Source organism: Pseudomonas sp. 5C2 (assembly GCF_034314155.1).
Classification (GTDB): Bacteria; Pseudomonadota; Gammaproteobacteria; order Pseudomonadales; family Pseudomonadaceae; genus Aquipseudomonas.
This window is the reverse complement of sequence record NZ_JAVIWH010000002.1, coordinates 1,145,071-1,167,543: the sequence shown is the minus strand read 5'-3', so window position 1 is coordinate 1,167,543 and position 22,473 is coordinate 1,145,071. Positions and strand designations below refer to the sequence as shown.

Sequence of the window (22,473 nt, the reverse complement as noted above, 5' to 3'; positions counted from 1 at the left end):
ATGTGTCCGCCTTTTTCAAGAGGTTTAAAGCTTGATCCAGGTTGCCTTGAGCTCGGTGTACTTATCGAACGCATGCAATGACTTGTCTCGACCGTTGCCCGATTGCTTGAATCCGCCAAAGGGCGCAGTCATATCGCCGCCGTCGTACTGGTTGACCCAGACACTGCCGGCCCGAAGGCCTCTGGCAACGCGGTGAGCCTTGCTCAAGTCCCGCGTCCAGACGCCCGCCGCCAAGCCAAAGATGCTGTCGTTGGCGATGCTCAACGCTTCTTCGACCGTGTCGAAGGTGATGACCGATAGCACCGGACCGAAGATCTCTTCCTGGGCAATGGTCATCGCATTGGTCACACCCTCGAAGATCGTCGGTTCGATATACAGGCCGCCGGTATCCTCAAGAATTCTATTGCCGCCCGCGAGTAACCGGGCGCCTTCCTTCTTGCCGACTTCGATGTACCTGAGTACGGACTCAAGCTGACGCTCATCGACCACTGCGCCTACGGTCGTCGCTGGGTCCAGAGCATGCCCTGGCATCCAGGCTTTTAGTGCGTCGACCACCATGGGAACGAACTGATCCTTGATCGACCGCTCAACCAGCAACCGTGAACCCGCCGTACAGACTTCGCCCTGGTTGAAGGCAATAGCACTGGCCGCCGCCTGCGCTGCAGCGTGCAAATCGGGAGCATCGGCAAAGACGATGTTAGGGCTTTTGCCACCCGCCTCGAGCCACACACGTTTCAGGTTGCTTTGCCCGGCATAGATCAGCAGCTGCTTGGCGACAGCGGTGGAGCCGGTAAACGCCAGTACATCAACATCCGCATGCAACGCCAGCGCCTTGCCAACCGTATGACCGAACCCCGGCAATACGTTGAAGACACCCTTGGGTATCCCCGCTTCCAGCGCCAACTGGGCAATCCTGATCGCCGACAGTGGCGACTTCTCAGACGGTTTGAGAATAAAGGAGTTACCTGCAGCCAGCGCCGGCGCAAACTTCCAGCTGGCCATGATCAACGGAAAGTTCCATGGCACGATGGCCGCGACGACTCCCGTCGGCTCACGGGTGATCAGCCCAAGTTGGTCCGCCGAGGTAGGTGCGACCTCGTCGTAAATCTTGTCGATTGCCTCTGCGTTCCATCGGATCGCGTTAGCAGTCGCGGGCACATCGATCGCCAGGGCGTCGCTGATGGGTTTACCCATATCAAGGGTTTCCAGCAGCGCCAGTTCCTCTCGATGGGCGAGGATCAGGTCGGCGAAACGGATAAGAATCCGCTTGCGCTCTACCGGCGCGAGCCGTGACCACACGCCCGATTCGAACGCCCGACGAGCGGCCTGTACCGCGATGTCGGCATCGGCCACGTCGGTGCTGGCGACGTTCGCCAGAAAGCGCCCGTCGACCGGGCTGTTACTGGCGAACGTTTGGCCGCTGGCGGCCCAGCAGTATTGGCCGTCAATGAATGCCCGACCTTCAAGGGTGAGTGACTGGAAGTACTGCTCCCAGTCGCTACGATTTTTGACCATATTTAAAACTCAACGCAGAGAATGTTGGCGAGCGTCAGACCGTGTGCAAGTACCAGTTGTACTCAAGGTCTGAAATGGAGTTCTCAAACTCGGCAAGCTCGCTCTCCTTGCACGCAACAAAAACGTCGATGTACTTGGGGTCGATGTAGCGCGCCAAAATCTCGCTGTCATCCAGCTCGCGCAACGCATCGCGCAGGTTGTTGGGCAGGCTTTGCTCGTTCTGTTCGTAGGAGTTGCCTGCAACAGGCTCCCCCGGCTCGATCTTGTTGGTCAGGCCGTGATGCACACCGGCGAGGACCGCCGCCATCAACAGATACGGGTTGGCGTCCGCGCCCGCCACCCGGTGTTCGATACGCACCGCATCCGGGGACCCGGTCGGTACTCGAATCGCCACCGTCCGGTTATCGATCCCCCAGCTAGGAGAGTTCGGTACATAGAACTGCGCGCCGAAGCGACGGTACGAGTTTACGTTCGGGCAGAGGAAAGCCATCGAGGCCGGTAAGGTTTCCAGCACACCACCAATGGCATGGCGCAGGATCTCGCTTTTTTCCGGGTCGTCGCAGGTAAAAATGTTTTTGCCGTCTTTGTCCAAAATAGAAATATGCACGTGCAGCCCGTTACCCGCTTGTCCGGGATACGGTTTGGCCATGAAGGTAGTGTCCATTTCATGGTCATAAGCGATGTTCTTGATCAGGCGCTTGAGCAAGACCGCGTAATCGCACGCCTTGATCGGATCAGCGACGTGATGCAGGTTCACCTCGAATTGCGCGGGCGCACTTTCCTTGACGATGGCATCCGCGGGGATACCTTGCTCCTTGGCACCTTCAAGAATGTCTTGCAGGCAATCGACGTATTCGTCCAGATCATCGATCAGGTACACCTGAGTCGAATGCGGACGTTTGCCGGAGATTGGCGAGCGTGGAGACTGCGGACGACCGTTCACGTTCTCCTGGTCAATCAGGTAGAACTCCAGCTCGAAGGCGGCGCAGATGGTCAGCCCCATCTCATCGAATTTGCTGACGACCTGACGCAATACTTCGCGAGGGTCGGCGAAAAACGGCTGCCCTTCGAGTTCGTGCATGGTCATGAGCAGTTGAGCAGTCGGACGTTTTTGCCAAGGTTCGTCGCAGAGGGTGTCAGGGATCGGATAACAGATTCGGTCGGAATCACCGATATCCAGACCCAAGCCTGTGCTTTCCACTGTAGAGCCGTTGATGTCCAGGGCAAACAGGGAGGCAGGCAGGTTGATACCTTTCTCGTAGACCTTGTGGAGACTGGTGCGCTCGATGCGTTTACCACGCACCACGCCGTTCATGTCCGCAATCAGCAGGTCAACGTACAAAACCTCAGGATGTTTCTTAAGGAATGCGTTCGCTTCATTGAGCTGAACGGCACGCAGGGGTACCGACATGTTGGAAGACCTTTATTGTTAATAATAATATTCACCGCCCTTTCACACCCCCAGTCAATCCGAAAGGATTTAGGAAGTCAACGGGTATTATTTGCGCAATATCGAACAGTAAGGATCTTTTGTGCGAAATCTTTTACAGAACGGTTGTTAATTAAAATCAACATGGCTAAGCTCCGGAAAAGCTCGTTCAAGTGCATTTTTCGAGGTGATAAAAATGGCAATCAAGCCATTGGTTGGTGTGACTGCGTGCGTCAAAGACATTGGGTTGCATACCTACCATGTGAGCGGGGACAAGTACTTGCGTGCTGTGTGCGTCGCCGCGCAAGGGATTCCCGTCGTTATTCCGTCCCTGGCGGAACTGACTGATATAGACGGGTTGCTGGAACATTTGGACGGCCTGTTGTTTACCGGTTCGCCCTCAAATGTTGAGCCGTTCCACTATCAGGGCGCGGCAAGCGAAGCGGGCACCGCCCACGACCCCCAGCGTGATAGCACCACCCTTCCCCTGTTACGCGCAGCGGTGGCTGCTGGCGTTCCAGTGCTCGGCATTTGTCGGGGTTTCCAGGAAATGAACGTGGCGTTCGGCGGCAGCCTTCACCAGAAAGTGCATGAGACCGGCACGTTCATGGATCATCGCGAAGCCGACGATTCAAGCCTGGAAATCCAATATGGTGCCGCCCATACCGTGCATGTGCAGCCTGGCGGCGTATTCGAAGCACTCGATCTGCCTCCTGTTATCCAGGTCAATTCAATTCATTCCCAAGGCATTGAACGGCTGGCACCCGGCTTACGGGTCGAAGCCACCGCCAGCGATGGACTGATCGAGGCGATCTCAATCGAGGGCAGCAAGACCTTTGCCGTCGGCGTGCAATGGCACCCTGAATGGCAGGTGCTATCGAACCCTCCTTACTTGAGTATTTTCCAGGCGTTTGGCGACGCGTGTCGGCAGCGTGCTGCGCGTCGAAGCGTGCGCTGACGGCTCGATTTCAAGCGCACACGACAATATCCAATGATCCAGACGTCACTGTGAAGTGGACTGTGCATCTGCACGTCCCTCACAGCGGCCACCCCGGTATTAACGACAAAACAAGATGCAGCATTGGGCGGCAGGGACAGCTGCGCCGGATAAACCCGCCTCAAGCGGGTTTGTCATCAACCCATTAAGTCCGGCCGTATTGGCCAGGCTACTAACACCTGTTGGGAGTTTCACATGGCTAACGCCTCCAGCATTTACAGGAAGGCTCTTGAAGGCAATCCGCGCCCTAAAAAGGTGCTGGTTAAAATTGATCGCGTAACCAAGAAGTTTGACGAAACGATTGCGGTGGACGATGTGTCCCTGGAAATCCATCAGGGTGAAATTTTCGCCTTGCTAGGCGGTTCAGGCTCAGGCAAATCAACGCTCTTGCGCATGCTGGCAGGCTTTGAGCGACCGACTGAAGGGCGAATCCACCTTGATGGTGTGGACATCACTGACATGCCGCCCTACGAGCGGCCAATCAACATGATGTTTCAGTCTTACGCGCTGTTCCCGCACATGACGGTGGCGCAGAACATTGCCTTTGGGCTTAAGCAGGACCGACTTCCCGCAGTTGAAATCGAAGCCCGCGTAGAAGAAATGCTCAAACTGGTTCATATGAGCCAATACGCCAAACGCAAGCCCCACCAGCTCTCGGGGGGACAACGTCAGCGTGTTGCCTTGGCTCGCTCACTGGCTAAAAGGCCCAAACTGCTGTTGCTCGACGAGCCAATGGGCGCGTTGGACAAGAAGCTGCGCTCGCACATGCAACTGGAGCTGGTTGAAATCATTGAGCGGGTCGGCGTGACCTGCATCATGGTGACCCACGATCAGGAAGAGGCCATGACCATGGCCCAACGTATCTCCATCATGCACCTGGGCTGGATCGCTCAGACCGGTAGCCCGATCGACATCTACGAAGCACCCGCCAGCCGCCTGGTGTGCGAATTCATTGGCAACGTGAATGCGTTCGACGGCGTCGTAATTGAAGACCAGGAAGGCTACGCGGTCATCCAGTGCCCGGATCTTGCGCAGAACATATACGTCGGCCATGGGATCAGTACATCGGTCGAAGACAAGACCATCACCTATGCCCTTCGCCCGGAGAAGCTCCTGGTGACGACGATAAAACCCGACGCCCGGTATAACTGGTCCGAAGGCAAGGTTCACGACATCGCCTATTTGGGCGGGCACTCGGTGTTTTACGTAGAACTGCCCAGTGGCAAGATCGTTCAGGCATTCATGGCCAATGCTGAACGCAGAGGCGCGCGTCCGACCTGGGATGATTCGGTCTATGTCTGGTGGGAGGATGACAGCGGCGTGGTATTGCGCTCATGAGCACTATCAAGCGGCTAATACCCAGCGGACGCCAAATGGTTATCGGCGTCCCCTTCATATGGCTATGCCTGTTTTTTGCGCTGCCGTTCTTCATCGTGATGAAGATCAGCTTTTCCGAAGCAGCGTTGGCCATTCCACCCTACACAGATATTTACACCTTCGCCGAGCAGAAGTTTCAACTGCTCCTGAACATGGGCAACTATGCCCTGTTGACCAATGATGAGTTGTACCTCTCGGCGTACCTGGGCTCATTGAAAGTGGCCTTTTTCAGTACGCTGATGTGCCTGTTGATCGGCTTCCCAATGGCCTATGCCATCTCCAAAGCCCGAAAGGAAGCACAGACCGTATTGTTGCTGCTGATCATGATGCCGACCTGGACGGCGATCCTGATCAGGGTTTACGCCTGGATGGGCATCCTGAGCAATAACGGTCTGTTGAATGCGTTTTTGCTTTGGACCGGTCTGATTCAAGAGCCGATAGAAATATTGAACACCAATATCGCTGTGTACATAGGCGTGGTGTACGCCTACCTGCCCTTCATGGTCCTGCCGCTGTTTGCCAACCTGGTCAAGCATGACCAGAGCCTGCTCGAAGCCGCCTCGGACCTGGGCTCAAGCACGCTCAACAGCTTCTGGAAAATCACCCTGCCCTTGGCCAGGAACGGCATCATCGCCGGCTGTATGTTGGTGTTCATTCCTGTGGTCGGTGAGTTCGTCATTCCCGAACTACTGGGCGGGCCGGAAACCCTGATGATCGGCCGTGTGTTGTGGCAGGAGTTTTTCAACAACCGTGACTGGCCTGTCGCCTCTGCACTCGCAGTGATCATGCTCGCCATCCTGATCGTGCCCATCGTGCTCTTCAACCGTAGCCAAGCCAAAGAGATGGAGGGACGGGCATGAACCGTTTCGGATTTTCAAGACTGATGCTGGTGCTTGGCCTGATGTTCATTTATCTGCCAATGCTGATTCTGGTGATCTTCTCGTTCAACGCCTCCAAGCTCGTCACTGTCTGGGGTGGATGGTCCATTCATTGGTACGCGGGCCTGCTCGACAACAAGCAATTGATGGGGTCCGTCGCCCGGTCCCTTGAAATTGCCTGCTACACCGCAGTCGCCGCCGTGATCCTCGGAACCCTGGCCGCCTTTGTCCTGACGCGAGTGACTCGCTTCAAGGGCCGCACGCTGTTTGGTGGTCTGGTAACGGCGCCACTGGTCATGCCGGAGGTGATCACCGGCCTGTCGTTGCTGCTGCTGTTCATCGCGATGGCCCAGATACTGGGGTGGCCTCAGGAGCGCGGCCTGATGACAATCTGGATCGCCCACACCACCTTCTGCTCCGCTTATGTAGCGGTGGTGGTTTCGTCACGTCTGCGTGAGTTGGACCTGTCGATCGAGGAAGCGGCCATGGACCTGGGCGCGCGTCCCTGGAAGGTGTTTGCGCTGATCACCATCCCCATGATCGCGCCGTCACTGGCAGCAGGCGGCATGATGTCCTTCGCCTTATCGCTGGACGACCTGGTACTCGCCAGCTTCGTTTCCGGCCCAGGCTCGACAACGTTGCCAATGGAGGTTTTCTCTGCGGTACGCCTTGGGGTCAAGCCTGAGATCAACGCCATTGCGAGCCTGATTCTGCTGACGGTCTCTTTCGCCACGTTCCTGGTCTGGTATTTCGGTCGCAGGGCCGAAGCCAACCGTAAAGTCGCGATTCAGGAAGCCATGGAGCAGACCGCGAGCGAATCGTGGAAACTACCGGAACAGAAAATGGCAGAAGCGGTTGCCTAGGCAGCCGCAGTTCCATGAACCGCCGCTGGACACGCGTAAAGCCCGGCAAATGGAACGCCACCTTGAATACAACCATAGGCGCCTTCGGGTGCCTTTTTTTTGAGGTGGATGTCGATCTGAGGAGTAAAACAACAGAGGGGCGATGATTCAAGCCAGATTAAAACGCCAGCTTGTAACCAATGAAAACCAGCATTATTGCCAGGCAAGGACGCAGTGTCTCGTCAGACACTCGACCCGTTAAATGGCTCCCCATGTAAATCCCTGGAAGTGAACCTATCAACAGGAAACCTAATACATGCCAATCCATATTACCCATACTCGCATGCCCCAAACCCGCAACCAGCGTCAGCGGGACCGCGTGTGCGATTTCGGTACCGACTAAGCGCTTGGTGGCCAGAAAAGGGTACAGGATAAAGAGTGCTACGGTGCCTAATGCGCCAGCGCCAATGGAGGTCAATGCCACCATGGTGCCCAGTATCAACCCCGTGAGTACCGTCAGCAGATTCAAGCGCGAGCCGCTGAGGTTATAGCTGCCGCCAGCACGTTTGTGGGCAAATTCAAGCAGCCTTTTCTTGAAGAAAACGGCGAGTGCTGTCACCAGCAAAACAAAGCCCAATGTTTGCTTAATCACCGCATTCATTGCTTCAGGGGCATGCAGACTGCTCAAAAACCACAGCGTCAGCGCCACCGCCGGCACACTACCAAGTGTCAGCCAGCCGGTGATGGCCCAGTCAATATTTTTGTTCTTTCGGTGAACCAGTACGCCGCCCGACTTCGTGATGGCCGCATACAGTAAGTCCGTGCCTACTGCGGTGGCCGGGTTAATTCCAAACCAAAGTAAAATCGGCGTCATTAAAGAGCCGCCACCCACGCCTGTCATCCCTACAACAAACCCGACAACCAAGCCTGCAACGACCAATCCAGCACTGCCAAAATCCATTACCACATCCCACAAATCAAGCGCGACTGCATGAAAAATATGGCCCGCAGCATAGCGACCTTTCTTAATAACCAGTTATATCGATATGGTCTATCTTTATGCTTTTCTCTACTGAATGGACTACACCTACACGTCCTTGCGCCAGGCCATGATTCGTTCAAGACTCATGGCCGCCAGATCGTCCCGCGCCCTCTAGCGCAGTAGATGCACGACCATACCAATAAGCGCACAGGCCATCAGTACCTGAATGACCCCGCGTTTGAAGCGAAACAAGGCAATAGCCGCTGCAATCGCGATCAGCGCAGAGGGCCAATCGAGATTGCCATTGAACCCTTTGGGCCAAAGCACGTGGTAACCGAAGAAACATGCCAGATTGAGAATCACACCAACCACCGCTGCTGTAATCCCGGTGAGCGGCGCGGTGAACTTGAGTTCGTTGTGAGTCGACTCCACTAGCGGGCCGCCAGCGAGGATGAACAGAAACGAAGGCAGGAAGGTAAACCACGTCACCAGTGTGGCCGCGACGGCGCCCGCAAGAAACACATGATCGGCACCGAAAACCTGCAGGACATAAGCACCGATGAAACCGACAAAGGCCACCACCATGATCAGCGGCCCAGGCGTGGTTTCCCCCAGCGCCAGACCATCGATCATCTGTGTCGGGGTCAGCCACCCAAAGTGACCGACCGCACCCTGGTAGACATAGGGAAGCACTGCATAGGCGCCGCCAAACGTCAGCAACGCGGCCTTGGTAAAGAACCAGCCCATCTGGGTCAAGGTGCCTTCCCAGCCAAAGAGCACAGTCAATACCCCCATCGGCAACGACCACAGTACAGCCCCTACGAGCATCAGCATTGCCAGTTTAGACCAGCGAAATCGGGCATGGTCAGGGGATGGGGTGTTGTCATCAATCAATGCCGGGCCGAAGGACTTTTGAGCTGCGCTATGGCCTCCGGTCCTGAAGGTCTCGGGAGCCAGGCGTCCACCGATATAGCCGAGCAACGCAGCACCCAGCACGATCAACGGGAACGGGACATTGAACGCAAATATGGCGATGAATGAAGCTGCCGCTATGGCCCACAGCCAATTGTTGTTTAGCGCTCGCGAGCCGATTCGATGAGCAGCCTGTACCACGATGGCCGTCACGGCGGGCTTGATGCCATAGAAAAGCCCAGCCACCACGGATACTTCGCCAAAGGCGATATACAGCCAGGATAATGCGATCAGGATGAACAGCGAGGGCAACACAAACAGCACACCTGCGATCACGCCTCCCCAGGTTCGATGCATCAGCCAACCAATGTAGATCGCCAACTGCTGCGCCTCGGGTCCTGGAAGCAACATGCAGTAGTTAAGGGCATGTAGAAATCGCCTTTCTGAAATCCAGCGCCGACGCTCTACCAGCTCCTGGTGCATGATCGATATCTGCCCCGCAGGCCCACCGAAGCTGATGAAACCTAATTTCAACCAGAACCAGAACGCCTCACGGAAACTGATGGCGTCAGGCCGTGGCAGCTCCTGTTCAACGGCTGAGGGGGTGACGTCACTCATGGGGATGTTCCTTTTTCACACGCTCGGCGAGCGTGAGCAATAGCCTTCAGGGGAAACGGATTCGCGTAAGGCCGCCAGTATACGTTCGATGCCAGCAGGTTCTACCGGTTGAATGGCCCTCTCATTGGCGAGCCTGCTTATTGACTGAACCCGACCAAACAATTTGACATTTATCAAGAAAATCCATGTCTCATGACCTATGTTTTAGCCATTCGAGCAAACGGGGACAGTCTCAACTAGCCTCTCTTTATTGCAAGAAAAAAGACCTCGGGACAAGCATAAAATCCCGGGTTCTATAGCTACAACTCGCGCTTAATAGCGCCCTTGAAGAGCGATGACTCATGAGCCTATTCCGCACATTGACCGTTGGTGTTGCCATGAGCTGCTGGTTAGTGGCTGGCTGCACCTCCAAGATTACAGAAAAGGAACAATATTCCGGTTTTATTTCGAATTACGACGGGTTGCAGGAAACAACCTTGCCCAGCGGTCAAACGGTGTTGCGTTGGGTAGCGCCCAGTTTTAAACCTTCGGCTTACTCTGTTGTTGTTTTTCGCCAACTCGAATTGTACCCAGCTCCCAAACCGAATGAACGCGTGAGCATGCAGACGTTGCAGTCATTGCAGTCGTTCGCCAGCTCTAGCGTAAAAACCGCTTTGGCTCAAAAGTACCGCGTCGTCACGACCCTGAAAGAAGCGCCTGCAGGTTCTCGCGCAATGATCTTGCGCTCGGCCATCACCGGAGTAACAGCGTCCAACGAAGGCATGCATTGGTACGAAGTGGTACCTGTGGCTGCTGTGGTAGGCGGTGTCACTGCAGCCTCTGGGAGTCGTGATCAAGATACGGAACTGTACGTCGAGTCCGAGCTTATCGATGCAACGACAGGTGCTCCCTTGGTGAAGGCGGTGCGAAAGGTGTTTGGTAAAACCCTCGAAAATAATCGCCAGGCTGTGAGTGCAGATGACTTCAAAGCCGCGATCAAGATTGTCACTGATGATATGAAGGCCTTTATCAAGTGATCGTCGTAATGGCTATCCTTTATGACCTGTAACTTCTGAAGTGAGTGGTCAGCACAACGGATACCGTGCCCGTTCTACAGACAACGGGCACGCATAAAGAATGACGGCGGTTGAGTATCGGCATTCAAGCTCAGGGACTGACAACGCAATCAACCCATGGGGTTGCTCATGAGTATTCGCTCAGCCAGACATTCGCGCCGGACACTAGCGGCTTTAACCATGGCCTTGGTGGCCGGTGTTCTCAGTCTGCTCTTCGGCTGTGGTAAAGAACCTGTTTCATCCTCTCGCCCCCCCACGGATGTAACCGTCATGACGGTTACTGCTCGCGACACGCCCGTGGTATTCGAATTCGTTGCTCAAACACAGAGTTCTCGCGAAGTCGAAATTCGTGCGCGAGTCGCCGGCTTTCTGGAAAAAAGGCTGTATACCGAAGGTCAGCTGGTAAAGGCCGGGCAAGTGTTGTTCCAGATGGACCGTCGGCCTTTCGAAGCAGCATTGCTGTCGGCCCAGGGACAATTGGCTCAGCAGCAAGCGCGTTGGGAAGTCGCCAAAGCCACGTTGGCGCGTGTCCGTCCACTGGCACAACAAAATGCAGTCAGCAAGATGGACCTGGACAATGCCGTCGGCAACGAGCGACAGACCCAGGCCGCCGTACTTGCCGCGCAAGGGCAGGTGCGCACCGAGCAACTGAATCTGGGTTACACCACAATTGCGTCGCCCCTTACCGGCCTGTCGAGCTTTGCCAAGAAACAGGAGGGCAGTTATGTGACGCCTGGGGAATCCGGGCTCTTGACCTCGGTATCACAGATGGACCCGATCTATGTCAATTTCAGCCTTTCGGAAAACGAAACGCTGAAACACCGTAGCGAAATTGCCGCGGGTCAGCTCAAGTTCCCACCCAACAGTAACTTTGAAGTCGAAGTGGTACTGGCGGACGGTTCGATCGTGCCCGATAGAGGTCGCCTTGACTTTGCTGCCCCCTCCTTCAGCCCGGAAACCGGTACATTTTTAGTCCGTGCGGTGGTGGCTAATCCAAAAGGCATGCTGCGCCCCGGCCAGTTCGTTCGCGCGCTGGCGATAGGCGCGTCTCGACCAAACGCCATTCTGGTCCCGCAGCGTGCAGTTCTGGAAGGCGCACGAAGTCACTACGTGTGGGTCCTCAATGGAGAAGGAAAGCCCGAGCAGCGCGTTGTCGAAGTCGGCGACTGGCATGATGCCGACTGGTTTATTACCCAAGGCTTGCGGGTGGGCGAACGAATCGTGGTCGACGGCGCGCTCCGGGTAGCCCCTGGCGCGCCGTTGAATATCGTCGACAACACTAATACGGCACCACCCAACACCGCCGTGGCGGCCGAGCGTCCCAAGGCTGCATCTTTACCGGTTCAAAAAGACCCGCAGAAAGCTGACCTGCCAGGCAATGAAAGTCGGCGGCAACCATGAGCATTTCTCATTACTGCATCGACCGGCCGATCTTCGCTTCGGTGATTTCCATCGTCATCACCCTGGCGGGGGCTGTCGCGATGTTGAACCTGCCGGTGGCCCAGTATCCGGAGATCACGCCACCACAGATCACCGTGTCGGCTACTTACCCGGGGGCTGATGCTCTGGTCGTTGCCAACAATGTGGCTGCGCCCATCGAGCAGCAGGTGAACGGCGCCGACAACATGATCTACATGAACTCGTCGAGTTCTGCGACGGGCAACATGACCCTGAACGTGTTCTTCGAAATCGGTACTGATCCTTCCCTGGCACAGGTCGACGTGCAAAACAGGGTCAACCTCGCCCTCCCCCAACTGCCCTCTGCGGTCCAGTCGCAGGGCATACAGGTTCAGAAAAAATCATCGGCCTTCATGATGGTCATCGCGGTGTATTCCCCCGATAACCGCTACGACGCCACCTACATAGCCAACTACGCCAACCTCTATGTGCTGGATGCGATCAAGCGCATTCCCGGCGCCAACCAGGCCAGTATTTTCGGGACACCCGACTATGCCATGCGGATCTGGCTGAAACCCGACCGGATGGCCCAGCTGGGGATCACGGCTGCCGATGTACAGAAAGCGGTGGCCAACCAGAACCAACAGTTCGCGGTTGGCCGCATAGGCCAATCCCCCACGGGCAAATCGGTGGAGCAGTCCTTTGCAGTCACGACCAAGGGCAGACTGACCGAACCCGCGGAGTTCGAGAACATCATCCTGCGGGCCAGTGGCGAAGGCGCCGCGATTGTTCACCTCAAGGACATCGGGCGGGCTGAGCTTGGACAAAAAGATTACTCATTGCGCAGCACGTACCAGGGAAGGCCCGCGACTTTGATGGCTGTTTATCAGCAGCCCGGCGCCAATGCGCTGGATGTCTCCAATGCGGTCACGGCGACCTTGGCGCAGATGAAGAAAACCTTTCCGGAGGGCATCGAATACAAGGTTGTGATGGACACAACCGCCTTCACCCGAGCCTCCATTACGGAGGTGGTGCGCACCTTCTTCGAGGCGCTGGTACTGGTCGTGATTGTGGTTTACGCCTTCCTGCAAAGTCTGCGCGCCACCCTGATCCCGGTGCTGGCTGTGCCTGTTTCCATCGTGGGTACATTCATCGGCATGACCGCGCTGGGCTTCTCGGTCAACATGCTGACCCTGTTCGGCATGGTCCTGGCTATCGGTATCGTGGTGGACGATGCGATCGTGGTGATCGAAAACGTCGAGCGCAACATGCACGTCCACAAAATGAACCCCAAAGATGCCGCCAAGCGAGCCATGGACGAGGTGGCCGGACCCGTGGTGGCAATTGTGTTGGTGCTGTGTGCGGTGTTCGTTCCCGTAGCGTTCATGGGCGGCATCACGGGCCAACTCTACAAACAGTTTGCAATCACGATTGCTATCTCCGTCGTGATCTCCGGTCTGGTGGCCCTCACCTTGTCACCCGCCCTGGCGGCCCTCCTGCTCAAACCCCACGTGGGAGAAAAGCGCGGATTCTTCCGTTGGTTCGATCGTAGCTTCGAGCGAGTGACCGAAGGTTACTCCCGCGCAGTCGCCTTCATGATCAAGCGCTTCATACTCGCGCTACTGCTCTTTGCCGGCATGATTGTACTGATCGTATTGATCATGCAAAGGGTACCAGGCGCCTTCCTGCCCCCGGAAGATCAAGGTTACTTGCTCGGCGCGGTGATCATGCCTGACGCTGCCAGCCTGGATCGCACGGGTGAGGTCGGTAAGGTTGCCAGTGACTACTTCATGAACAACGAGGCTGTCGAGGGCGTGGCCATCGTAAACGGCTACAGCTTGCTGGACAGTCAGAACAAGAACAATGCGGGCGTTTTCTTCGTCGGCTTCAAGGATTTTGAAGAACGTTACAAGAATTCAAAAACCATCGAAGCCCAGAGCGCCCCTGCCGTGATCAAGGCTGCGACCAAAGCATTCTCCCAAGTGCAGGAAGGCATCATCCTGCCAGTCAATCCGCCCTCCATTCCTGGTCTGGGGACTACCGGCGGTATGGAACTATGGATTCAAAGCAAGGGGGACGCCACCATCAGCCAATTGGCCGAGGTAGTGAGTAGCTTCAAAGCCAAGGCTGAACAGCGCCCGGAAATCGGCAGCATGACCAGCACGTTCAATGCGTTTTCTCGGCAGTTGCTCGCTGACGTTGACCGCGAAAAGGCCGAGACGTTGGGCGTGCCGGTGGAAGATGTGTACAGCACCATGCAAACCATGTTCGGCTCGCTGTACGTTTCCCAGTTCAACAAGTTCAGTCGTCTGTGGCAGGTGATTCTCCAGGCCGAGCCCACTTACCGCCTCAGGGTCGAGGACTTGCAGCAGATCTATGTGCGTAGCACCAACGGTCAGATGGTTCCCCTCAAGGCCCTGCTGACCACCCGCTACGTGACGGGCCCCGACCTGCTGACGCGCTTCAACAACTTTCCGGCGGTCAAGATGACGGCCAATGCCGCACCGGGATTCAGCTCCGGCCAGGCACTCAAAGCGCTTGAGGAAGTCGCCGCGCAAAGCATGACCGGGGACTATGGCGTGGCCTGGAGCGGCGAGGCTTTCGAGGAGAAAAAGAGCGGAGGTACGTCTTCCAAGGTTTTCGCCTTCGGTCTGATTATGGTGTTCCTGATTCTCGCGGCCCAGTATGAAAAATGGTCGCTGCCTGTGGGTGTACTGCTGGCGGTCCCGTTCGCATTGTTCGGTGCTTTGCTGGCGGTCCTGATGCGTGGTTTGGCGAACGACGTCTACTTCCAGATCGGCCTGACCATGCTTGTCGCGCTGGCGGCCAAGAATGCCATTTTGATCTTCGAGTTTGCCGTACTGAACCGTGAGTCCGGCATGTCCGTCTTCGACGCCGCGATGACCGCCGCCAAGGAGCGTCTGCGGCCCATCGTGATGACCTCTTTGGCGTTCATCCTCGGCTGCGTACCGCTGGCGATTGCCGTCGGCGCCTCCGAGAACAGTCGCCACTCCATTGGTACCGGTGTGATCGGCGGGATGCTCGCGGCGACGGTGATCGCAGTTTTTTTCATCCCGCTTTTCTATTACCTGGTGGAGCGTATTTCCGAGAAAAGCGGAAAATCCAAAGAGGCTGCGCAGCCTGATGACGGGGCACCTGTGGGCGGCGGCCCCGTTCATGCCCCGCAACAACGACATGAGGGGGATTAAGGTGCTCAGACCCCCGCTATTTCTGCTGCTCGGCCTCGCCCTCGGTAGCTGCACCGTGGGCCCCGACTATGAGCGCCCCAAGGTCGAGATACCCGGGACTTTCAGGTACGCGGACCAAGAGGCCAGACAGGTATCCAACACACTGTGGTGGGAACAGTTTCAGGATTCGGTGCTAAACGACTTGATTCGCACGGCGCTTAACGAAAACAAGGATGTCAAGATCGCCGCCGCACGGGTCGAGGAGTATCAGGGGCGCTACGGCGAAACGCATTCACGTCGGTTTCCTCAGATAGGGAGCGGGCTCCAGGGACAGCGGGCCAAGGCCCCGTTGAACAGTGGACCGGTACCTCTGACATCCGGTACCAACCCCATCTATGAGAACTATCAGGCCGTTCTTGGGGTGAGCTGGGAGCTTGATATATGGGGACGTCTACGTCGCCTCGACGAAGCTGCCCGCGCCGAGCTTCTGGCAACGGAAGAAGGCCGGCGCGCAGTCATCTTGAGCTTGGTATCGGCAGTGGCCACAAGCTACGTGAACTTGCGGGATCTGGACCGGGAGCTGGAGATTGCCCGGGCAACTGTCAAACTGCGCAGCGATTCCTACGAAATATTCAAGCTACGCTACACCGCCAGTGTCGTTTCCGAAATGGAGCTGGCACAGAGTCAATCCGAATACGAACGTGCTCTGTCTACCGTACCGAGACTCGAATCGCTGGCTGCTCAACAGGAAAATGCGCTGGCCGTACTCCTGGGACGTAATCCGGGGCCGCTGGTGCGCGGGCGTGCGTTAGGGCAATTAACCCTGCCGTCGGTCCCCAGCGGATTACCCTCAGCCGTACTGGAACAGCGGCCGGACCTGCGCCAGGCCGAATTGAACCTGATTGCAGCGAATGCGCGTATCGGTGCAGCCAAAGCCCTCTACTTTCCGACGATTTCCCTCACGGGGCTGGTGGGTTCAGTCAGCAATCAACTCTCCGACCTGTTTACCGGGCCAGCTGAAACCTGGTCTTACGCTGCAGCGGCCTCCCTTCCGATCTTTACCGCTGGGGGCATCGCCGGGCAGGTGCAACAAGCAAGAGCCATCCAGCAACAATATCTGCTGACCTACCAGCAGGCGATTCAGTCGGCGTTCAAGGATGTTGAAAATGCCTTGATTGCCTCGCAAAAGTCTCGTGAGCAGTTGGCCACACAGGCACGCCAGATAGACGCGCTGCGTACCTATGCAAGGCTGGCGAATCTGCGCTACGACAATGGCTACACCAGTTATATCGAGGTACTGGATGCCGAGCGCACCTTGTTCGATGTCGAATTAAGCTACGCCAATACTCAGGGCGCGGTACTCACCGCAATGATCGATCTGTACAAGGCCACCGGAGGCGGCTGGGTGGATGAGGCGGATAAGCTGACCAGGCTTGAGCCCACCCCGTTAGCCGATAAAGACAAGGGCGCGCCATGAGCCAGGCACAAAGTGGCCTGATCGCGTGCCATGAGTGCGATCTTCTGCAACGAGAACCCCGCCTGCCCAATGGTGGGGTTGCTCGCTGTTGTCGCTGCGGTGCAACACTGTTCCGCCGTCATCCACAAGGCTCGGAGCGTGCCCTGGCCTTTTGCCTGGGCGCGCTGATCTTGTTTGTGATTGCCAATGTGTTCCCCATCGTCGGTCTCACGATCAATGGCGAGTTTATTCAGACCACCCTCGTGGGGTCTGCGCGAGTCATGTATCGCGACGACATGGCCATGGTTGCCGGGCTCGTGCTGGTGACCACCTTCATTGCCCCGCTGATCCAGATGCTGACCATGATCTATCTTCTGCTACCGGCGTACTTCAGGCGTTGTCCGCCCCACGCGCAGCTGGCATTTCGCAGCATGGTCATGGTCCAGCCCTGGGGCATGGTGGAGGTTTTTGTCCTCGGCGTGCTGGTGTCCCTGGTCAAGCTTGCCCACCTCGCTACCGTGATTCCAGGAGTAGCGTTGTGGTGCTTTGGCGGCGTGATGCTGCTGATGGCGGCAGCGGCTTCGTCATTCGACACTCATGACCTATGGGCACGGCTGGGGTCGCTGCGGTGAAGGGGGCCCGAAGACCGCAGTTCGCTTCGGTCTGGTGACCTGCCATGGCTGCGGGCTGTTGCTGAAGTCGGACCACGGTGGAGGGGCTCGCTGCTCGCGTTGCGGCTGTACGCTGCATGATCGAAAACCCAACAGCCTGGCGTCCTCCTGGGCCTTTGTGATCGCCGCGGTGATCCTTTATATACCCGCCAACCTGCTGCCTATCATGGAAACCAGCTCTCTGTTCGGCTCCCAGGCCGACACCATCATGAGTGGCGTGGTGTATTTGTGGCGGTCCGGTTCATGGTACCTGGCGTTGGTGGTGTTCATTGCCAGCATCCTCGTACCGATGGCCAAACTGATCGCATTGATCCTCCTTCTGGTGTCGGTGCAACTGCATTCCCGCTGGCAGCCCCTGCAACGCGCAAAACTCTACCGAATGGTTGAACTGGTGGGCCGCTGGTCGATGCTCGATGTGTATGTGGTGACCCTGTTGGTGGCCCTGGTGCAGCTCGATGCACTGGCGACTATCAGACCAGGCCCCGGGGCGCTGGCCTTTGGTGCGGTGGTCGTCTTGACCCTGTTTGCGGCAATGAGTTTCGATCCACGCCTGATCTGGGATTCCTTGGAGCAAGACCATGACTGAAACGTCCCTGCCCTCCGATCTATCCACCGTGCCTGAAGCCGAAACAGCCCGAAAATCGCGATGGTCGCTGCAGTTAGTGTGGCTCGTGCCCTTGATCGCGGCGCTGATCGGGGGCTGGCTGATGGTCTCGTCGATTCTCAATCAAGGCCCTGTCATCAGCATTGTCTTCAAGAACGCTGAGGGTCTTGAGGCCGGCAAAACCAAGCTCAGGTACAAGGATGTGGAGATTGGAAAGGTCACTGAGGTGACCTTGTCGCGTGATCTCAAGCAAGTGGTCGCCACTGCCGAACTGACCAAGGATTTCAAACCCTATCTGGTTAAGGACACTGCATTTTGGCTGGTGACGCCACGAATTTCCGGCGGCAACGTTTCAGGGCTGAGCACGGTTCTATCTGGCGCGTTCATCGGGGTCGGCGTGGGTAAGTCCGATCAGGCGCAGCGGTCTTTCAATGCATTGGATGTGCCGCCGGTCATTCAGGTCGATACCCCCGGTCGTGAGTTCGTTCTGCGCAGCAACGACTTGGGTTCACTGAGCGCAGGGTCACCTATTTTCTTTCGTCGGGTACAGGTAGGTCAGGTGGTAGCGTTTGATCTCGACAAGGATGGTCAGGGATTGAGTATGCGAATCTTCGTAAATGCCCCCTACGACCAGTTTGTCACCGACAACACGCGCTTCTGGAATGCCAGTGGCATAGATATCAAGCTCGGCGCCAGCGGCATTGAGGTGAACACGCAATCGCTCGCCTCAATCCTCCTGGGCGGCATTGCCTTCGAGACGCCTGCGGATTCAGTCGAACGCCCCGCTGCCGCTGCAGACAGCCTTTTTGAATTGTTCAACGGGCGCACGACGGCGATGCACAATCCTGAACGTGACGTCTTGAAGATGGTCATGCTGTTCAACGAGTCCCTTAGAGGCCTGACGCCAGGATCGCCGATCGACTTTCAAGGCGTTACGCTGGGTGAAGTCTCGGATATCCGGGTGGAGATGGACCCGAGCAGCCACAGTATTGTCATGCCCGTCGAAGTGAGCCTGTATCCGGAACGCCTGAGGTTGCGCTCCCGAGACAAGAACAGGGCCAAGCTTTCAGATGAGGCGCGCAAACAGTTCTTGGAGGGGATGGTGGCAAACGGTATGCGTGCTCAGATGCGCACCGGAAATCTGCTCACAGGGCAGCTCTATATCGCTCTGGATTTCTTCCCGGACGTGGACAAGGCCACCATCAACTGGGGTAGCGACCTGCCCGAGCTGCCCACCGTGCCCGGGCGAATGGAAGAAATACAAGCTTCCCTGAAAAGCATCGCCAGCAGGCTGGAGAAACTACCTATCGAACAGATTGGCACTGACCTGCGCCAGACATTGCAGGCGGCCAGCGGTTTGTTGAATCGACTGAATACGCAGGTAACGCCGCAAATCGTGGCGGCCCTGACCGAAGCGCGTCAAGCGGTGGGTTCAGCCCAAGGACTTATATCGGCCAATAAACCCTTGTTACAGGACACTCACGAAGCCATTCGGGAATTAGGGCGCACGGCAAAGTCGTTACGCAGCCTGGCCGATTATCTTGAGCGCCATCCCGAAGCGCTGATTCGGGGCAAGCAGGAGGATCAACGATGAAACTGAGCTCGATAGCGCTTCTGGCCAGCTTGATAGCTGCGGCCCTCAGCGGCTGTGGCAGCGCACCAAAAGAGCATTTCTATACGCTACGGGCGGTTGCCGAGCGCGACCCGGCGGCATCCAATACGGCGTATTCAGTCAACGTTGGCCCGGTGACCGTACCCGAGCTGGTAGAGCGGCAGCAGTTAGTGTTGACGCGTAACGACAATCAGGTTGAGATTCTGGAGCAGACGCGCTGGGCGGCCTCGCTGCAAAGCATCATCGGCCATGTTATCGCGAGCAATCTGACACAGTTGACTGGCAACCCACGGATGGCGGTCTATTCCCCAGACACAACGGTCGATGCCGATTATCACGTGGCCGTGGACGTTCTGCGTTTCGAGTCGGTCCTGGGTACAGCGGCGAGTCTGGATGCCCGGTGGACAATCCGTACCGCCGATGAACAGGTGCTGAAATCGGGTCGAACGATCATCAGCGAACCCACCCGTGGTCAGGACCTGACTGCCTTGCTTGCGGCCCATGATCGCCTCCTGGCAACACTGAGCCGCGACATTGCCCACGTGCTCATCAATCGTAAGCCATCTCGATGAGTCCCCATGGGGCAGCGAGCGCTCAGCGCGGGCTGCCCCGATATGTTTCATGGGAGTGCATAGAGTTTGAAGAGCATGGCATTGACTTCGTTCGTCCCTCCAAAGTACTTGGCGTAGATATTCAATATCTCCCCTGATCGATACACACTGCTCAAGGCACTGTCTACCATGAGGCGAAAGTCTTCATCTTGCCGATCTACAGCCATGGCGATTGGCGCGAAGTCGTACAGGGTATCGAGCACTTGCAACTCATTGGCGGCGCTACTTTTCGCCGCGTAGCTGAGCAACACCCTTCGGTCCGCAAAAAACGCACTGGCTTTTTTCCGCGCAATCAAATCAATACCTTCGGCAAAGTTCTTCACTGTAATCACGTCGGCAATCACGCCGAGGGTTTTGATCCGCTCATGTATCCACTGTTCGGTAACACCTCCTACCATGACCACGTAGGTGTGATGAGACAGTCCCTGATTGATCGTTCCGCGCCAAGTGGGACCCGAATGGGCGACTTCACCATTGAGTACGCGTATTAAATCATTCGGGGCGTCCTTGCGAACCACCGCCGTCAGGCCTGCAGTAAATACAGGCACCGAAAAACTGACGGACTTGCGTGCTGCCAGGGTTTCAACGCCAGGTGTACACAGCAGATCGATCTTGCCCTGGCGCACGTCGTCAAGCCCGTTGCCCTCAGCGACTTCGACATAGTGAACGGCCAGACTGCTCAGTTGGGTCTGGGCTTTGACACGCTCGGCAATCAGGTTGCACAACTCAATCGCATAGCCACTGGCTTTCCCGTCCACGTTGGACGTGAAGGGGGACGCGTTTGGCAGGTACCCCAAGTTGATGGCCGAGCTGCCGCGAATCCGCGACAGCGTGTCGGCACTGCTCTGTAGGGGTGTCATTCCTGCCAGACACAGGAGGGTGATGGTGACGCCATTCAACAGTCGCTGCTTCATATTCTGCTCCCCGCATTATTCCGAATTCCGAGACCCATGTTTCATCTGCAATGGCTCACGCCTGGCCGGAACCCGGTGAGCTGACCGGTTGCGCTTTGACGAAGCCCTTGGCAATGAAGCCGTAGACCAGATAGCCGATGGCCAAAACGATGAACGCGCCGAATACCGCGTCTTTACCGGAGGCGTAAATGGCGTAGAACGAATAAGCCATCGCAACCATCAACACCGCGATATTTCGGACATAGATGCTGTGGCTGACTTGAGCCTTGAACATGATCACCAGCAGGCCGGACAGGGCCGTCACGTAGGGCAATAAGTTGGTCACCGCCGCCAGGTTAACCAGCTTGCCAAACTGCTCGCTGGCATTGGGTGAGATCGTCGATAACGCTAATAACGTCTGCAATACCCCACAGGCGATCATGCCAACCACCGGCGCGTCTGCGGCCGTCACCCTGCAGAACAGCTTCGGAAACATGCCCTGATCAGCAGTGACCTTGGCGGTTTGTGCCAGTGTGAACTGCCACCCCAGCAGTGAACCTATACACGCCATCACCGCCAACGCCATGATGATCTTGCCGATTAACGGGTTGAACATATGTGCATAGACAAAGGCGAAGGGTGCACTTGAGCTAGCCAACTCCGCATTCGGAATGATCCCCTGGATAACCGTGGTCGACAGCACATACACAACGGCGGCACCCAGCGTGCCAAAAAGGCAGGCCAAAGGCACGTTGCGTTTAGGGTCATCCACGGCATCCGAGTTTTGCGCGGCAGACTCCATCCCCAGAAACGCCCACAGCGTCAGCGGAATACTCTGTGTGATTGCGTCTTTTACCGGGATAGCATTCGGATTCCAGGCGTCCGAGAACACCTTCGGCTCGAACCAGAACCAACCAATAACGCTCAGTCCCGCGACCGGAATAATCACGCCCCAAACCGTAATAGCCCCCAACCGTCCCGTGATGCTCGCGCCACCGAAGTTGGCCGCAGTGGTCAACCAGATCAAACCCACACAACCGATGAATAGCGGGATAGCGCCAGAACCGAGCCAGGGGAAAAATGGCGTCAGGTAACCTACCGCCGAGATGCCAATGGCAACGTTACCGATGGCCAAGGAGAGAAAATAAAGGAATGAACAGAGGAAGAACGCCGATTTGCCATGCGCCTCCTCGGTATAGGCTGACATGCCTCCCGAACGCGGACAGTAGACGCCGCACTGAGCAAAACAATACGCGATGGCCATGGACCCAATGGCCGTGATGATCCAGGACAGCAAGGAGACAGCACCCAGGCGCGCCATGCTGGAAGGAAGCATGATGATTCCCGAGCCCATCATGTTCACCGCTACTAGGGTGGTGAGGCCCATGAGACTCATTTTTTTGTTTGACTCAGCCATTGCAGACTCCTCGTGCCC

At 56.7% G+C, this 22,473-nt stretch carries 18 protein-coding genes; 12 read left to right on the top strand and 6 right to left on the bottom strand.

All coding sequences use genetic code 11. The annotated features are described in order from the left end of the window. Positions 1-24: 24 nt before the first annotated feature. Positions 25-1,515, bottom strand: a complete 1,491-nt coding sequence (locus tag RGU44_RS06005) for an aldehyde dehydrogenase (protein WP_322179336.1) — start codon at positions 1,513-1,515, stop codon at positions 25-27. A gap of 34 nt (positions 1,516-1,549) precedes the next feature. Beyond that, on the bottom strand, positions 1,550-2,926 hold the full coding sequence (locus RGU44_RS06000) for a glutamine synthetase family protein (RefSeq protein WP_322179337.1): 1,377 nt from the start codon (positions 2,924-2,926) through the stop codon (positions 1,550-1,552). A 214-nt stretch (positions 2,927-3,140) separates the two neighbouring features. On the opposite strand from RGU44_RS06000, the gene RGU44_RS05995 reads away from it, so the two are divergent. The 4 genes from RGU44_RS05995 to RGU44_RS05980 all read left to right on the top strand — a co-directional run bounded on the left by RGU44_RS05995 (position 3,141) and on the right by RGU44_RS05980 (position 7,059). Further along, positions 3,141-3,902, top strand: a complete 762-nt coding sequence (locus RGU44_RS05995; protein WP_322179338.1) for a gamma-glutamyl-gamma-aminobutyrate hydrolase family protein — start codon at positions 3,141-3,143, stop codon at positions 3,900-3,902. A gap of 234 nt (positions 3,903-4,136) precedes the next feature. After that, positions 4,137-5,279, top strand: coding sequence for a polyamine ABC transporter ATP-binding protein (potA, locus tag RGU44_RS05990; RefSeq protein ID WP_322216141.1), 1,143 nt, complete (start codon positions 4,137-4,139; stop codon positions 5,277-5,279). Between the two features lie 17 nt (positions 5,280-5,296). Continuing rightward, the gene (locus RGU44_RS05985) at positions 5,297-6,178 is read left to right on the top strand and encodes an ABC transporter permease subunit (protein ID WP_322182696.1); all 882 of its coding nucleotides are present in this window, start codon (positions 5,297-5,299) and stop codon (positions 6,176-6,178) included. Further along, the gene (locus tag RGU44_RS05980) at positions 6,175-7,059 is read left to right on the top strand and encodes an ABC transporter permease subunit (RefSeq protein ID WP_322216139.1); all 885 of its coding nucleotides are present in this window, start codon (positions 6,175-6,177) and stop codon (positions 7,057-7,059) included. Before RGU44_RS05985 ends, RGU44_RS05980 begins: the two co-directional genes overlap by 4 nt. 157 nt (positions 7,060-7,216) lie before the next feature. On the opposite strand, the gene RGU44_RS05975 is transcribed toward RGU44_RS05980, so the two are convergent. Both RGU44_RS05975 and chrA read right to left on the bottom strand, forming a co-directional pair. Then, entirely contained in the window at positions 7,217-7,999 is a 783-nt protein-coding gene (locus RGU44_RS05975; RefSeq protein ID WP_322179341.1) for a sulfite exporter TauE/SafE family protein, read from the bottom strand. 192 nt (positions 8,000-8,191) lie between these two features. Next, a complete protein-coding gene (gene chrA, locus RGU44_RS05970) occupies positions 8,192-9,550 on the bottom strand; it encodes a chromate efflux transporter (protein ID WP_322216137.1) in 1,359 nt (452 codons plus the stop codon). 341 nt (positions 9,551-9,891) lie between these two features. Between chrA and RGU44_RS05965 the strand changes: the two genes are divergently transcribed. The 8 genes from RGU44_RS05965 (at position 9,892) to RGU44_RS05930 (ending at position 20,106) form a co-directional block, all read left to right on the top strand. Next, positions 9,892-10,566 carry a DUF3313 domain-containing protein gene (locus RGU44_RS05965; protein ID WP_322179343.1) on the top strand — a complete coding sequence of 225 codons (675 nt, stop codon included), beginning with the start codon at positions 9,892-9,894 and terminating at the stop codon, positions 10,564-10,566. Between the two features lie 309 nt (positions 10,567-10,875). Further along, on the top strand, positions 10,876-12,006 hold the full coding sequence (locus tag RGU44_RS05960) for an efflux RND transporter periplasmic adaptor subunit (RefSeq protein WP_322179344.1): 1,131 nt from the start codon (positions 10,876-10,878) through the stop codon (positions 12,004-12,006). Next, positions 12,003-15,212: a multidrug efflux RND transporter permease subunit gene (locus tag RGU44_RS05955; RefSeq protein WP_322179345.1), complete on the top strand. Its 3,210-nt coding sequence runs from the start codon at positions 12,003-12,005 to the stop codon at positions 15,210-15,212. The genes RGU44_RS05960 and RGU44_RS05955 overlap by 4 nt, the downstream gene beginning before the upstream one ends. Position 15,213: 1 nt before the next feature. After that, the gene (locus RGU44_RS05950) at positions 15,214-16,668 is read left to right on the top strand and encodes an efflux transporter outer membrane subunit (protein ID WP_322216133.1); all 1,455 of its coding nucleotides are present in this window, start codon (positions 15,214-15,216) and stop codon (positions 16,666-16,668) included. Then, positions 16,665-17,279 (top strand): paraquat-inducible protein A, encoded by a 615-nt coding sequence (locus RGU44_RS05945; RefSeq protein WP_322179347.1) that lies wholly within the window; start codon positions 16,665-16,667, stop codon positions 17,277-17,279. Before RGU44_RS05950 ends, RGU44_RS05945 begins: the two co-directional genes overlap by 4 nt. Then, the gene (locus RGU44_RS05940) at positions 17,245-17,904 is read left to right on the top strand and encodes a paraquat-inducible protein A (RefSeq protein ID WP_322216132.1); all 660 of its coding nucleotides are present in this window, start codon (positions 17,245-17,247) and stop codon (positions 17,902-17,904) included. The genes RGU44_RS05945 and RGU44_RS05940 overlap by 35 nt, the downstream gene beginning before the upstream one ends. Next, positions 17,897-19,516, top strand: a complete 1,620-nt coding sequence (locus RGU44_RS05935) for an intermembrane transport protein PqiB (RefSeq protein ID WP_322179349.1) — start codon at positions 17,897-17,899, stop codon at positions 19,514-19,516. The genes RGU44_RS05940 and RGU44_RS05935 overlap by 8 nt, the downstream gene beginning before the upstream one ends. After that, the gene (locus RGU44_RS05930; RefSeq protein ID WP_322179350.1) at positions 19,513-20,106 is read left to right on the top strand and encodes a PqiC family protein; all 594 of its coding nucleotides are present in this window, start codon (positions 19,513-19,515) and stop codon (positions 20,104-20,106) included. Before RGU44_RS05935 ends, RGU44_RS05930 begins: the two co-directional genes overlap by 4 nt. A 47-nt stretch (positions 20,107-20,153) precedes the next feature. Here the strand turns inward: RGU44_RS05930 and RGU44_RS05925 are convergent, their stop codons facing one another. Continuing rightward, positions 20,154-21,059 carry an amino acid ABC transporter substrate-binding protein gene (locus RGU44_RS05925; protein ID WP_322179351.1) on the bottom strand — a complete coding sequence of 302 codons (906 nt, stop codon included), beginning with the start codon at positions 21,057-21,059 and terminating at the stop codon, positions 20,154-20,156. A 55-nt stretch (positions 21,060-21,114) separates the two neighbouring features. Next, positions 21,115-22,455: a putrescine-ornithine antiporter gene (gene potE / locus RGU44_RS05920; protein WP_322179352.1), complete on the bottom strand. Its 1,341-nt coding sequence runs from the start codon at positions 22,453-22,455 to the stop codon at positions 21,115-21,117. Positions 22,456-22,473 lie beyond the last annotated feature (18 nt).